Annotated in this window: 13 protein-coding genes; 7 read left to right on the top strand and 6 right to left on the bottom strand. The window is 61.8% G+C overall.

The genetic code is table 11. The features are described 5' to 3' along the window. Positions 1 to 165: 165 nt before the first annotated feature. On the top strand, positions 166 to 504 hold the full coding sequence (locus HALLA_RS06335; protein WP_049952594.1) for a hypothetical protein: 339 nt from the start codon (positions 166 to 168) through the stop codon (positions 502 to 504). Positions 505 to 596: 92 nt separating this feature from the next. Here HALLA_RS06335 and gatA read toward each other — a convergent pair whose 3' ends face one another. From gatA to HALLA_RS06315, 4 genes are all read right to left on the bottom strand, one after another. Continuing rightward, the gene (gene gatA, locus HALLA_RS06330; protein ID WP_049952593.1) at positions 597 to 1,889 is read right to left on the bottom strand and encodes an Asp-tRNA(Asn)/Glu-tRNA(Gln) amidotransferase subunit GatA; all 1,293 of its coding nucleotides are present in this window, start codon (positions 1,887 to 1,889) and stop codon (positions 597 to 599) included. Between the two features lie 2 nt (positions 1,890 to 1,891). Next, the gene (gene gatC, locus HALLA_RS06325) at positions 1,892 to 2,170 is read right to left on the bottom strand and encodes an Asp-tRNA(Asn)/Glu-tRNA(Gln) amidotransferase subunit GatC (RefSeq protein ID WP_049952592.1); all 279 of its coding nucleotides are present in this window, start codon (positions 2,168 to 2,170) and stop codon (positions 1,892 to 1,894) included. Positions 2,171 to 2,305: 135 nt separating this feature from the next. Further along, the gene (locus HALLA_RS06320) at positions 2,306 to 2,839 is read right to left on the bottom strand and encodes a cob(I)yrinic acid a,c-diamide adenosyltransferase (protein ID WP_049952591.1); all 534 of its coding nucleotides are present in this window, start codon (positions 2,837 to 2,839) and stop codon (positions 2,306 to 2,308) included. Positions 2,840 to 3,367: 528 nt separating this feature from the next. After that, entirely contained in the window at positions 3,368 to 3,712 is a 345-nt protein-coding gene (locus HALLA_RS06315) for a hypothetical protein (RefSeq protein ID WP_197540032.1), read from the bottom strand. A 294-nt stretch (positions 3,713 to 4,006) separates the two neighbouring features. Between HALLA_RS06315 and HALLA_RS06310 the strand changes: the two genes are divergently transcribed. From HALLA_RS06310 to HALLA_RS06290, 5 genes are all read left to right on the top strand, one after another. Then, positions 4,007 to 4,681 (top strand): helix-turn-helix domain-containing protein, encoded by a 675-nt coding sequence (locus tag HALLA_RS06310; RefSeq protein ID WP_049952589.1) that lies wholly within the window; start codon positions 4,007 to 4,009, stop codon positions 4,679 to 4,681. 257 nt (positions 4,682 to 4,938) lie between these two features. Then, positions 4,939 to 6,564, top strand: a complete 1,626-nt coding sequence (locus HALLA_RS06305) for a 4Fe-4S ferredoxin N-terminal domain-containing protein (protein ID WP_049952588.1) — start codon at positions 4,939 to 4,941, stop codon at positions 6,562 to 6,564. After that, complete coding sequence (gene nrfD, locus HALLA_RS06300) at positions 6,561 to 7,919, top strand: NrfD/PsrC family molybdoenzyme membrane anchor subunit (protein ID WP_049952587.1); 1,359 nt, start codon at positions 6,561 to 6,563, stop codon at positions 7,917 to 7,919. The genes HALLA_RS06305 and nrfD overlap by 4 nt, the downstream gene beginning before the upstream one ends. Next, positions 7,916 to 8,221, top strand: coding sequence for a hypothetical protein (locus HALLA_RS06295; protein ID WP_049952586.1), 306 nt, complete (start codon positions 7,916 to 7,918; stop codon positions 8,219 to 8,221). The genes nrfD and HALLA_RS06295 overlap by 4 nt, the downstream gene beginning before the upstream one ends. A gap of 160 nt (positions 8,222 to 8,381) precedes the next feature. Then, positions 8,382 to 9,479, top strand: coding sequence for an Mrp/NBP35 family ATP-binding protein (locus tag HALLA_RS06290; protein ID WP_049952585.1), 1,098 nt, complete (start codon positions 8,382 to 8,384; stop codon positions 9,477 to 9,479). A gap of 41 nt (positions 9,480 to 9,520) precedes the next feature. Here HALLA_RS06290 and HALLA_RS06285 read toward each other — a convergent pair whose 3' ends face one another. Together HALLA_RS06285 and HALLA_RS06280 are read right to left on the bottom strand one after the other, a co-directional pair. Next, positions 9,521 to 10,654 (bottom strand): asparagine synthase C-terminal domain-containing protein, encoded by a 1,134-nt coding sequence (locus tag HALLA_RS06285; protein ID WP_049952584.1) that lies wholly within the window; start codon positions 10,652 to 10,654, stop codon positions 9,521 to 9,523. Further along, complete coding sequence (locus HALLA_RS06280; protein WP_049952583.1) at positions 10,651 to 11,337, bottom strand: PHP domain-containing protein; 687 nt, start codon at positions 11,335 to 11,337, stop codon at positions 10,651 to 10,653. The genes HALLA_RS06285 and HALLA_RS06280 overlap by 4 nt, the downstream gene beginning before the upstream one ends. Positions 11,338 to 11,515: 178 nt before the next feature. Between HALLA_RS06280 and purL the strand changes: the two genes are divergently transcribed. Beyond that, positions 11,516 to 13,735 carry a phosphoribosylformylglycinamidine synthase subunit PurL gene (gene purL, locus HALLA_RS06275; protein ID WP_049952582.1) on the top strand — a complete coding sequence of 740 codons (2,220 nt, stop codon included), beginning with the start codon at positions 11,516 to 11,518 and terminating at the stop codon, positions 13,733 to 13,735. Positions 13,736 to 13,754: the final 19 nt, after the last annotated feature.

The following is a 13,754-nucleotide window of genomic DNA, read 5'->3' as shown; positions in this document are numbered from 1 at the left end:
TCCAAACCGATGCGGCTTGGTTGCCATGATTGGATATCTTCTCCGCGGGCTTAAACATCCCGTCCGACAGACGAATCGAAGTCGACTACCGCCGCTCTCCGCTCACACACCGCCAGCGACCGCACCGCCGAGAACGGCACGCGCACTCGAGGGTGACCGCGAGCGATGACGGCGACGGCTGACAGTCTGGTCGTGGACATCGTCCGAACCCTCGAGAAACAGGGCGTTCCTCGAGACGCCTACCAACTCGGCAGGGAGTTCGATCCCGAAGCGCTCGCACGACTGCTCGACACGGGCGGTGACGCGGTCGAGGTTCGCCTCGAGGTGCGCGGCGTCTCGCTCGTCGTGACGAAGCAGGGGGTCTGGGTGACCGACGAGCCCCCGTCTTCCCAGCCCGAGTGCCCGAACTGTGGACTGCCGGTTACCGCAGTGGTTCAACTGGTTCCGACCCACCACAATGCGTATCCCTGTGGCTGTCGGGTCGAGGAGAATCTGCTCGAGTAGGCGGTATCGTTCGAGTATCGTACCGTCGGCGCGAGGAAAGTCATCGATACCAGAAACCGCAATTCGGTCTTTGATCGTGCTGTGGACGCTTCTTACTCGAGCGCGCTGCCGGCGCGAATAATCTCGCGCTCGCCGAAGGCTGGTCCCACGAGCTGGATCCCGACCGGAAGTCCATCGGTCTCGCCCGCAGGTACCGAAATCGCGGGCAGATTTGCGAGGTTGACCGGCACCGTGTTGGCGTCGGCGAGGTACATCGTCAGCGGGTCCTCGAGACTCTCGCCGAGTTCGAACGGCGGCACGGGCATCGTCGGCGAGGCGAGCACGTCGGCGTTCGAAAGCGCCTCGTCGAAGTCCTGTTTGACCCACGCTCTGGCGTCCTGTGCCTTCTTGTAGTACTTGTCGTGATAGCCCGCCGAAAGCGCGTACGTTCCGAGTAGGATTCGTCGTTTGACCTCGTCGCCGAAGCCTTCCTTTCGCGCTTTCGAGAACGCCTCGTTCCAGTTGTCGTTCTCGCCTTTCTCGCCGGCGGCGTGGCCGTACCGAACGCCGTCGAACCGCGCGAGGTTCGAGGACGCTTCCGACATCGCGATCACGTAGTAGGCTTCGACGGCGTGCTCGACCGACGGCAGACTGACTTCCTCGTACGTCGCACCCTCTTCCTCGAGGTCGTCGATGGCGTCCCAGAACGTTTCGACGACACCCTCGTCCGCGCCCTCGAGTAGTTCCGTGGGAACGCCGATGGTCAGGCCGTCGACGTCTCCGTCGGCCGCTGCGGCGTAGGAACTGGCCGCAGCACCGTCGGTATTCGGTGATTCTCGAGTCGTCGCATCCCGGTCGTCCGGACCGGCGATGACGTCGAGCAGCGAGGCGGCGTCCTCGACGCTCGAGCCGAAGGGGCCGATCTGCTCTAAGCTGTTGCCGTAGGCGACCAGCCCGTATCGCGAGACCAGCCCGTAGGTCGGCTTGATGCCGACGACGCCGCAGAAAGCGGCCGGACAGCGGATCGAGCCGCCGGTATCGGACCCGAGCGCGAGGTCGGCTTCGCCGGCGGCGACCGCCGCGGCGGATCCGCCCGACGATCCGCCGGGAACGTGGCCGGGCGCGACGGGGTTGTCCGTGGAGCCGAAAAAGGACGTTTCGGTCGTCGTTCCCATCCCGAACTCGTCCATGTTCGTCTTGCCGACGATGGTCGCGCCGGCGTCTTTGAGCCGGGAGACGACCGTCGCGTCGTAGGGCGGGACGTACTCCGCTAACATCTTCGACCCGCAGGTGGTCCGGACGCCCTCGGTCGAAATGTTGTCCTTGACGGCGACGGTTTTGTCAGCGAGCGGTCCCTCCTCGTCGCCCTCGAGGGTCTCCTCGGTGATGAAGATATTCTCGGACATGATCAGGAGACGTTCGGCCCTTTGAAGTAGCCGTCTTCGGTTTCCGGTGCGTTCTCGAGTGCCGACTCGCTGTCGAGTGACTCGCGAACCTCGTCCGGTTCCATGACGTTCGTGAGTTCGGCGTCCTGGTCGACCGACGGAACCTCGTCTAGGGTCTCGAAGTACTCGAGGATGTCCGCGAACTGGCCGGTGAACTGGTCGATCTCGTCGTCCTCGAGATCCACCCGGGCCAGCGACGCGACGTGGCGAACGTCCTCGGGCGTAACGGCGTCGTCGCTCATATAGGATTCCACCGGCCTGTCGGGAGTAAGCGTTTCGATACGACCGACAGACCGGACAGTCCTCGATCGCTCTATGCTATCGTTCTCGAGAGCGTTCCTGTCGACTCAGTCCTCTCCGAGCGCGACAGCGGGTCCTCAGTAGGTGGGGCTCTCTTCGGGAATCCCATCTCGAGCATTGGCGACGCGGCCGAAGACGAAGAGCGCGTCGGAGAGGCGATTGAGGTACGTGACGGCGGTCTCGTTTACCTCTTCTTCACCGGCGAGCGCGACGGCACGTCGCTCCGCCCGGCGACAGATCGTCCGCGCGTAGTGAAGGCTGCTCCCGAGGTCGCCGCCGCTCGGGAGGATGAACGAAGTCAGAGCTTCGAGTTCGTCGTCGTACTCGTCGATCCAGGACTCGAGTCGCTCGACGTGTTCGGCCTCGATTTTCGGGTCGTCCTCGTCGGGGTCGGGATTCGCGAAATCGGCCTGGACGATGTGGAGATGGTTTTGAATCTCGCGGAGTCTCGCCTCGAGGTCGTCGTACTCGGTGGGCCGAGTCGTTCCGATGACGGCGTTCAGTTCGTCGACCGTGCCGTAGGCCTCGATGCGGTGGCTCGCCTTCGACACCCTGTCCATCGTTCGAAGGTCGGTCTGCCCGTCGTCTCCCCGGCCGGTGTAGATATCCATGTGATGGCTTCAGGACCCCCTCGCATAACGGTAACGGTGGTTACCGAACCCGATCTCGCCGATAACGGCTGTTCTGTGTGAAACTGGTATGTCTCTCGTAGCTGTCCTTCTTCAGTATTCATCGCCGAACCCTCGGATTCTTGGGTGGGTTCTGTCACGTATTTTAGGCCGTCATAGAACAGTGGTATACCCGATCAACCAATCGCTTAGTACAGGCGAAGCACGCATCGCTCAGTACAGTAGAAATATGTATATCTGCAGTATATTCCTCAAAACGAATGGAACGAGAACGTGTACAGCGTCTCATTGGGGCTGCGATGGTCGGGTTGGGAAGTACACAGACTGTATTCGGTATTATGAATGATGATCTGATTTTCGCCGGTTTCGGCATTGTATATGCTTCGATCGGTGTCCTCTGGTTTTGGGTCGAAGCGTAAACGGATAGCACGGATGTATACTGAGCAACTATTTCTGTTCGATGAGATCGAAATGAAGCCTTGTGAGGGAGTGTATGACACTCTCAGATACTCAGTTTATAGCTTCCCCAATCAGTATTGCTGCACCCAGCAAACACCCGGTGAACAGAGCAATTAGTGGACCAACGAACATCCCTGTCTCGGGCGACGTTATGTCCGGTGTGACGATCACGGTCCGAACATTGAGCAGGAAAAGACCGAGCGTCACAACACCCAGCCCGCCGATAACCACAGAGCTGATACTCCGTTCAGTGACGTACACGCGACAGAGGGCAAAGGCGCTTAGTACTGGCGGGAAAGCCCAAATCGAACCGCCGATAGCCGCCGATCCAAGCGGTGTCTCTCCTATTTTAGAGAGTAGCTCAGGCGGACTACCGAAAATGGCGATGATCGTCACGATAGGTGCGACCGCTACCAGTAGTTCGATTGTTCGAACTCGAGACTGGACTCGCATGTCTGTGAATAATGTAGTCCCATTGATTAATAGTGATAGGGGTGATTTCGCAATCGCTCCGCGCTTTTTCAGTAGAGTGCAAATCATGGCTGCCCTCGGTGAGCCTGACCCGGCCGCCCCAAACCCGAGGGTGCTGGAAACGGGCGTCTGCGGTCGCCCTTTCGATCATTCCCAGTTGGTTGCAACGGGAGGAACATATTGGTAGGCGGAGTCCTGACCTACAAGAGAACGGGTATCATGGCACAGGCAACACTCGCAATTACGCTGCCGGAGCAGGTATGGATCCAGCAGGTGTCGACCGCACACCCCGATTCGACGTTTCGCGTCCTCGCGGCCGTTCCCGGCTCGAGCTCCGGATTCGCACTCGTGGAGGTCACCGGACCCGACGTGGCCGGTGTCGTAGAGTCGATGAGCGAACACGAACAGATCACGGAACTCTCGACGATCGACCGCGGCGAGAACGACGCGACGATTCACTTCGAAACGACGAGTCCGTTGCTTTTGTTTTCGTCGCGCGACTCGGGAATGCCGATCGAATTGCCGGTCGATATACAAAACGGGATGGCGACGATCGACGTGACGGGAACGCGCCAACGACTCGCGGGACTCGCGAATCAACTCGAGCAATTCGGCATCCAGTACCGGATCGAAACGGTTCGAGAGGAGTCGCGCGACCGCCAACTGTTATCCGAACGCCAGCTCGAGGTCGTGGTTGCAGCCGTCGAAGAAGGGTACTACGACACGCCGCGCCGGTGTTCGTTGACCGAACTTGCCGGTCATCTGGACATCGCAAAATCGACCTGCAGTGAGACGCTTCATCGAGCAGAAGAGACGGTCGTCAAACGGTTCGTCGATGATCTATCGCGCGTCGAAGAGAGTACGAATACGCGGGAGTCGATCGCTCCGAGTTAATTTCCCGTTGGAGCGGCGCAGCATGCGCAATTGTTATCAATCGTGCAATAATCAATTACCGACGAACGTCCCGGAGTAGCTTATAAATACACGAATATATTCGCACCAATTCTCGAGCGCTGGAAATCGGCTCGACACTTGAAACAGATCTAGTGGTGAAGACGGTGTAGAGGTTCCACAAATGACCAAATATGATTGCGTGCAAACATGTTTAACGCACGTGAATTCAACAGCCACACCGGAGGTGTTCTAATCCGATGAGCGCAGACGACGAGTCGTTCCACCCGCTCGGACAGGAATGGGAGAACGACCTCGAAGATATGCTCGACGATACCGAGTACGACACGGACCTCGGTATGAAAATGGCCCAGGACGCGATGCGGGTCACCAAGGGCGAACTCTCGGAGGCCGACTTCCACGAGAAGTACCACGAGGACATGATGGAAGAGTTCGGCCAGGACGACCGGCCGACGGAAGCAGCCTTCGAGGAGGCCAAAAAGAACGCCGGCGGCTTCGCCGAGATGCTGAAAGGACTCGGCGGCGACGGCGAAGACAGCCGCCGAGGCGTTATGAAGAAGATGGGGGCCGGCGCCGCCATCGGTATCGGTGCGTGGGGTTCCATGCAAGGCGGCGACGAACCGAGCGTCAGCGCGGCCGAAGCAGGCGGAACGGAAACCACCGAACAGGGCGACGTCCAGTGGGGGATGACGATCGATCTGGAGCGCTGTGACGGGTGTCTCTCCTGTGTCGAGGCCTGTACGGAGGAAAACAACCTCGATCAGGGAGTCAACTGGATGTACGTCCTCGAGTACGAGGACGGCGGTCCGGACAGCAGCCGAAACCGGCTCGTCCGACCGTGCCAACACTGTACCGACGCCCCGTGTGAGAAAGTCTGTCCGACGACCGCTCGCCACACGCGGGACAGAGACGGACTGGTTCTGACCGACTACGACGTCTGTATCGGCTGCCGGTACTGTCAGGTTGCCTGTCCGTACGGCGTCAACTACTTCCAATGGGACGAACCGGACGTTTCTGCAGAGGCGATCGCAGACGATCACTCGGAGATGGACGGCGATCACATGCATGACGACCGAGGTCGCTGGGTCGACAGTCGCGCCCCCCGTGGCGTAATGAGCAAGTGTACTATGTGCCCCTCCCGCCAGGATGGCTTCAGCGGCGAGGAGAAGGTCGGAACGTCGGCCTGCGAGGACGCCTGTCCGCCCGATGCGATCCAATTCGGCGACATGAAACGCGAGACCAGTGACCCACAGCGATATATCGACAATGCAGCCAGAGGTCGCGCTCTCGTCGAGATCGACAGCAGTCTCCCATCGACCTCGGATCTCGAGGATGCACTCTCTGGAGCAGATTCTGACCTTCAGTCGGTTCTCGAGGCCTCCGAAGACCTCACCGAAGAACTGCTTACCGTCATGAAAGCAGCGGAAATCGTCACCGAAAACTTCGGTGAGGACGACGCTGATTCCGTTCAGTACGAAGAGTCGATCATCGAAGTCTTTGACGTGCTCGAAGAGCACGGCCTCGATCTCGACAGTCAGGAAGTCCTCGTCGAACTCGAACTCGCCAGCGAACCCGGCGAGGACGAGGAGTTCGAGGGAGGCAACGAAGACGACGCGCAGGGAGCGCTCGAAGACTACGCCGGTTCGCCGTCTTCGAACTTCAAACTGCTCGAGGACATCGGGACCAACCCGAACGTCGTCTACTTCGGGAACGAACCCGGTCCAAATGCCCACCAGACTGAGACACCTGTCGCGTACAGCGATATAAGTGTTGAACGTGCTGACGGCTCTGAGATCGAACTCGTCGACAACCGCAAGGACGTCCTTGACGAGGGGACCGTCGGTGACTTTGGGGTGTCCCTATGAGCACCAAGACGCCCTCAGAAGAGGACATCCTTCGACCGATCAATACGTTCACGAGGAAGTACGTCGTCCTGTACGGCGTCTCAGCGCTCGCGCTCGGTGCCTTTCTCGTCGCGTGGGCGTATCAGCTCCAGCAGGGACTGATCGTCACCGGCCTCGGCGACTGGGGCTCCGGTGGCGGCTCCACCTGGGGACTGTACATCGGCGCGTTCATCTGGTGGGTCGGGATCGCACACGGCGGGATCATCCTCTCGGCCGCCGTTCGACTCCTCGGTATGGACCGGTATCTGCCGGTCGCCCGCCTCGCAGAAATGCTGACCCTCGCCGGCCTCTCGGCCGCGGGATTCTACATTCTGGTTCACATGGGTCGTCCGGACCGGATGGTCACGAGCGTCCTCGGTCACTTCCACATCACGGTCAACAACTCGCCGCTCGTGTGGGACGTGACTGTCATCACGGCCTACTTCGTGATGACGGCGACCTACCTCGGATTGACGCTTCGATACGACATTCACCGACTCCGCGATCAGTTACCTGATTACCTCGAACCGGTGTACAAGATGATGACGCTCGGCTACACGGAGAAAGAAGACGAGGTCATCGAACAGATGGTCTGGTGGCTCGCACTGGCGGTCATCATCATGGCACCACTCTTGCTTCACGGTGGCGTTATCCCGTGGCTGTTCTCGGTGCTTCCGGCGATGCCCGCCTGGACCGGCGCGGTTCAGGGGCCACAGTTCCTTACCATCGCACTGACCTCGGCGATCAGCGGCGTCATCCTCATCGCGTACGCCTTCCGTCGCGCGTACGACTGGGAGCACATCTTCACCGACGACATCTTCCGCGGACTGCTCCTGTGGCTCGGCTTCTTCTGTCTGCTGTTCCTGTGGCTGCAGGTCCAGCAGGTGGTCAACGGCTCGTTCCTCGGCCCATCCGTCAACTCGGCCGCGACCGATGCCAAAATCGGCCACCCGGTCTATCTGGTTTCGATGGGGCTTGTCTCGGCGACGCTTGCGTACATCTTCGCACAGGCGATTCGCCCGTCGCTGTTTAGCAAGCCGCGGGCCATCGTCGCCGGCCTCGCAGTGCTGACCGGAACGTTCCTCGAGAAACTGCTGTTCGTCGTCGAGGGATTCTTGCACCCGACCTTCCACATCTACGCGGCGACGCCGGGCGAGTACTTCCCGAGTGTCATCGAGTGGCTCTCGCTGGTCGGCACCATCGGCATGGTCGTGTTGTTCTTCCTCTCGCTGTCGAAGATGGTTCCAGTCGTGGAACTACACGCGATCGAACATCTCAATGAGGACCACGAACACGACGAACCAACTGCGGCCACCGAGCAGGAGGTGAAAGCATGAGTCTAGCTTCGACGGCGCTTTCGACCCTGCTCTATCACGGCTACGATGGAACCGGCGGATTCACCGGGTTCGTCAACGAGGGGACCTGGGTTATCTTCGCTCTCATTCTGGTTCCCATCTACGTGATGCTCATCGCCTGGTTCGTCGGCGAACCGCGCAACATCAAGTCCCAACTGCTCGGCGTGTCCTACCTCGTCGGCATCACCACTATGATGTGGGGCGGGATGTTCGTCCTCACGATGATCATCGGCGTGCTCTTCTACGGCGGCCTGCCCGAACCGATCGGCGCGCCCGGTCCGTAAGAAACGCCGAACCGTTTTTCGTTTCGATCGTTTTGCTTTTAGCGCTCGTTTGACTCGATTCGCGCGGAGCCTGCGTGCTCGAGTCACCCTATTGAATCACCCCGAACCAGTACACGTATCCCGCTCGATGCCCTCAATTCGCACAACACCGAAAGATACCATGAGTATTACAGAACACGAACTCAAGATCAAACTCGAGGGTATCGAGGATCCGATGATCGGCGAGGGGATCGTTTCGCTCGGTCTCGTCAACGACCTCTCGATCGAGGACGGAACCGCGAACATCTCGCTCGCTTTTAACGCGCCGTACGCCCCGGCGGAGATGGATATCGGCAACGAGATTCGGGAAGTCCTGGCCGAAGAGGGACTCGAGGCGAACCTGCAGGGTCAGGTCAGCGGCGCGATGGGGTTCGACGACGAAGTCTTACCGGATGTTCGAAACGTGATCGCCGTTTCCTCGGGGAAAGGCGGCGTCGGCAAGACGACGGTCGCGGCCAACATCGCCGCTGGACTCGAGGCCCGCGGCGCGATGGTCGGCCTGCTCGACGCGGACATTCACGGCCCGAACGTTCCGCGGATTTTACCGGTCGAGAGCGAACCGGGCGTAATGCCGAACGAGGACCTTGTGCCGCCCCGTTCGGACGGCGTTCGCGTCATGAGCATGGGATTCATGATGGAAGACGAGGACGACCCGGCGATTCTCCGCGGACCGATGGTCAACAAGTTCATGATGAAGTTCCTCGAGGGCGTCGAGTGGGGCCGTCTCGATTACCTCATCGTCGACCTGCCGCCGGGGACCGGCGACGCCTCGCTGAACCTGTTGCAGTCGATGCCGGTCAACGGAGCGATCGTCGTCACGACGCCACAGGAGATGGCACTCGAGGACACGCGGAAAGGAATCAACATGTTCCAGAAACACGACACGCCGATCGTCGGCGTCGTCGAGAACATGAGTTCGTTCATCTGTCCGAGTTGCGACGACGAACACGAACTGTTCGGCGATCAGGGTAAGGGAGTCGACAAAATCGTCGACGACTTCGACATCCCGATCCTCAACCGGATCCCGATGCACCCCGATTTCGGTGCAGACGGAGGAGAAGGAGCCGTCGCAAAAGACGAAGACAGCGACGTTTACGAACAGATCGACGAGCTCGTCGGTGCCGCCGCGGATCGGATCGGCGAGATAAACCGGCGCAAAGTATCCGACTTCCGCGGCGAACAGACCGCGAGCGCGGTACCAACCGAAACGGACGAGTAAGCAGTCGACGAGTAGCCCGCTTTTGATCCGCTTGTACCGGCCTACTCGAGTGTGCTCTCCTCGAGCAGCGATTCGATATACTTCGTGACGTGGTCGTCCATGCGACGTTTGTAGCCGGCCTGTCTCGCGAGTCGGTCGAGTTCTCGGGCGATCAGACTGCCGTACTGGACGGCCTTTTTGTCCCGGTAGGCGATTTCTCGCGGGACGTAGTCGGCGGCAACGGTCCTGAATCCCTTCTTTCGCATCTGGTCGTCGGCGAGGAGCCCCTCCGGGAGTCCAAGTGCCGCGTCGACGACGTCGTCGTGCAGCAGTGGGGCGACGGGATCGACTCCCGCGGCGGTGATCGCGCATACGTCGCGGGGTAACTGGGCCGGGAGCGTCGCGATGCTTTCGCGCACGGCTCCGCGAACCGTTTCGGCCGCAACGCGGTGATCGAGACGGACGACCTTTTCGTAGCCGCCGAACAGTTCGTCGGCGCCTTGCCCGACCGCGAGCCTGTCGAACCCGTCTTCGGCGACCCGCTCGGCGACGAGATACAGCCCGAGCGCGATCTGGACGTCCATCGCGTTCGTCCGTCCGGTCGCGCGAGCGACTTTGGGGACGGCGCGCTCGAGATCGGCCGGCTCGAGTTCGACGACGGTGAGGTCCCGATCCATCGCCGCCGCTGCCGTCCGGGCTGCTTCGACGTCGTGGCTGTCCGGAAAGCCGACCACGTACAGCGGGGCATCGAGCAGTTCCGCGACCAGCGCGGAATCGACGCCGCCCGAGAACGCGACGGCCGCGTTGTCGGTTTCCATGGTCGAGACCGCGTTCTGGATCCCCCTCGAGAGGGCCTCGAGAGCGGTGTCGTGATCGTCCGCTGGGGTCGGATCGGGAAGCTCCCAGACGCGTTCCGTTTCCCGGCCATCAGGCGACGTGCTGACGGAACCGGCCGGAACGAGTTCGGGAGAACGGAGTTCGGTCGGATCGAACGCCCACCGCGTGGGTCGATCCGGTTCTGGCTCGCCGGCCTCGAGCGAGTTCGGCGCTCCCTCGATGAAGAGCGGAACGCGTCCGAGCACGTCCCGGACGAGGCGGTCGTCGATCGCGCCGGCGAATCCTGCGGTTCCGGGAAGCGGGTCTCGATCCTCGATGGCGGCTCGCACGGTCGCGGGGTCGGTTCCGCGGATCGTCATTGAAAGAGTGTACCGATGCCTTTCCGCACGCGACGCGTGACGCCGCCCGCGGCCTGGCGAAAGCTGATGTGCCAGGGGGTCCGCTTGCCCTCGACGGAGGTCTTCCCCTCGCCGATCGCCTCGAGGATCGACTCGACCGACCGCTGATCGGTGTCCACGCGCGTCACCGCCTGCCCGACCATCTCGCTGATGTGGGCGTCGCTCCCCGCGGTCATCGGCAGGTCGTGGTCGTCGGCGAACCGTTCGGCCTGTCGATTGGCGCGGCCCGTCAGCAACCGCGAGTTGTAGACCTCGATCGCGTCGGCTTCGGCGAGTTCCTCGCGCGTGATTCGCGCCATTACTCCGTGGCGCGATTCCTGAAACGGGTGGGGGACGACCGCGATTCCACCCTGAGATCGAATCGCCTCGAGCGTCTCGCCGTAAGAGAGTCCGGGCGGGACGGCTTCCTCGACGCCGAGCCCGAGGACGTGGCCCGCTTTGCTCGAGATTTCGATACCTGGAATGCCGACCAGGTCGTATTCCGGCGCTCGGCGGGCGGCCTCGAGGCTCGCGTCGAGTTCGTCGTGGTCCGTGATCGCGATCGCATCGAGGTCGACGGCGGCGGCCTGCTCGAGGATGAGGTCGACCGGGTCTCGACCGTCGTACGACAGCGACGAGTGGGTGTGAAGTTCGACCGACAGCACGGGTTGACCTTTAGACCGACTGATCAAAAGCACCTCGGTACGCCGTCGCGGCTGAGACGATCGTTGATCCGCTCGCAGTTGCTCGTCGTTCGGCACGCAGTCACGAACGGACGCGATTGATATACACGAACGTGGATATGGAAATCCATTTACCGGGTCGCTTTCAACATGGGGATGAATGAGTCTTGCCGATTCGGACCGCGAACTCGTCGTCGAGGAACTGGGTCGCGATCCCACGCCGGCCGAGGCGGCGCTGTTCGAGAACCTCTGGAGTGAACACTGTGCGTATCGGTCCTCGAGACCGTTGCTGTCCGCGTTCGAGAGCGAGGGCGAACAGGTCGTCGTCGGTCCCGGAGACGACGCGGCGGTCGTCGAGCTGCCGTCACACGGCGATGCGGGGACGAACAGCGACGATAGAACCGAACGTGGGGGCGAGAGCGAAGGTGAAAGCGAGGGCAAAGACGCCGGCGACTCGACTTACATTACGATGGGAATCGAGAGTCACAACCACCCCTCCTACGTCGATCCGTTCGACGGCGCGGCGACCGGCGTCGGCGGAATCGTCCGCGATACGCTCTCGATGGGTGCGTACCCGATCGCGCTCGCCGACTCGCTTTACTTCGGCGAGTTCGACCGCGAACACTCCCAATATCTGTTCGACGGCGTGGTCGAGGGAATCAGCCACTACGGTAACTGCATCGGCGTCCCCACCGTCGCCGGCAGCGTCGATTTTCACCCAGAGTACGAGGGGAACCCGCTGGTCAACGTCGCCTGCGTCGGCCTGCTCACCGAGGACCGCCTCGTCACCGCGGAGGCCCAGCAGCCGGGTAACAAACTCGTCCTCGTCGGGAACGCGACCGGCCGGGACGGCCTCGGCGGCGCGAGTTTCGCGAGCGAGGATCTAGCTGAGGACGCAGAGACCGAGGACAGACCCGCCGTTCAGGTGGGCGATCCGTACGCCGAAAAGCTGCTCATCGAGGCCAACGAAGTCCTCGTCGAGGAGAATCTGATCGAATCAGCGCGGGATTTAGGTGCCGCCGGTCTCGGCGGCGCATCGAGCGAACTCGTCGCCAAGGGTGGCCTCGGCGCGCGGATCGACCTCGAGCGGGTGCACCAGCGCGAGCCGAACATGAACGCACTCGAGATCCTCCTCGCCGAATCTCAGGAACGAATGTGTTACGAGGTCGAACCGGAGAACGTCGACCGCGTGACCGAAATCGCCGAGCGATTCGACCTCGGCTGTTCGGTGATCGGCGAGGTCACCGACGGGAACTACGTCTGTAATTTCTCCGGAGACACCGTCGTCGACGTGGACGCCTCCTTCCTCGGGGACGGCGCGCCGATGAACGACCTCCCCGTCGAAGCGCCCCCACGACCGTCGGTCGACCGTCCATCGGTCGACCTCGAGACGGCGTTCGAAGCGGTCGTCTCGAGTCCGAGCACGGCGTCGAAACGGTGGGTTTACGAGCAGTACGACCACGAGGTCGGCGTTCGGACGAGCGTCCCGCCGGGCGACGACGCGGCGGTGATGGCCATCAGAGAGTGTGAAACTGGGCTCGCGATCTCATCGGGCGCTGCGCCGAACTGGACCGCCGCGGCCCCGCTCGAGGGGGCGAAGGCGATCGCCCTCGAGAACGCGACGAATCTCGCGGCCAAGGGCGCAACGCCGCTGGCTGCGGTCGACTGTCTCAACGGCGGAAACCCGGAGAAGCCAGAAGTGTACGGCGGCTTCAAACGGATCGTCGACGGCCTCGCAGAGATGTGTTCGACCCTTTCGATTCCCGTCGTGGGCGGGAACGTCTCGCTGTACAACGATTCGGTCGCCGGCCCGATTCCGCCGACACCGACGCTGGCGGTCGTCGGCACGAAAGCCGGCTACGACGCGCCGCCGCTCGAGGCCGCTCCCGAGGGAGAAGTGTTGCTCGTTGGCGACCTCGCGATGGATTCGGATTCGTACCGCCTCGGCGGCTCCGAGTATCTCGCCCAGTCCTCGGGAAGCGACCGGTTCCCGACGCTCCCCGAATCGCCGGAGTCGTTCATCGAAGCGCTTGCGGCCGTCGCCGACGACGACGCGACCCGCGCCGTCCACGACGTGAGCCACGGCGGACTCGCGGTAGCACTCGCCGAGATGGCGTCACAGGACGTCGGACTCGAGGTGGAGATCTCGAGCGACGATCCGTCGGGTGCGCTCTTTCACGAACAACCGGGTCGCGCATTGGTCCAGACAACAGATCCTGAAAGCGTTCGCGACGCGTTCCCCGACGAAACGCCGATCGTGTCGATCGGAACCCCAACCGACGAAGGGGTCGTCAGGATCGAAACCGACGAGCGGACGCTCGAGGTCGACGCGACGAGGGTTCGAAAGCTCCGCTCCACGATCGAACGAGAGCTCGAGTAACTGGCAGAATCGGCGTCAA

This window comes from Halostagnicola larsenii XH-48 (assembly GCF_000517625.1).
Classification (GTDB): Archaea; Halobacteriota; Halobacteria; order Halobacteriales; family Natrialbaceae; genus Halostagnicola; species Halostagnicola larsenii.
This window is presented reverse-complemented; position numbering and strand designations above follow the sequence as displayed.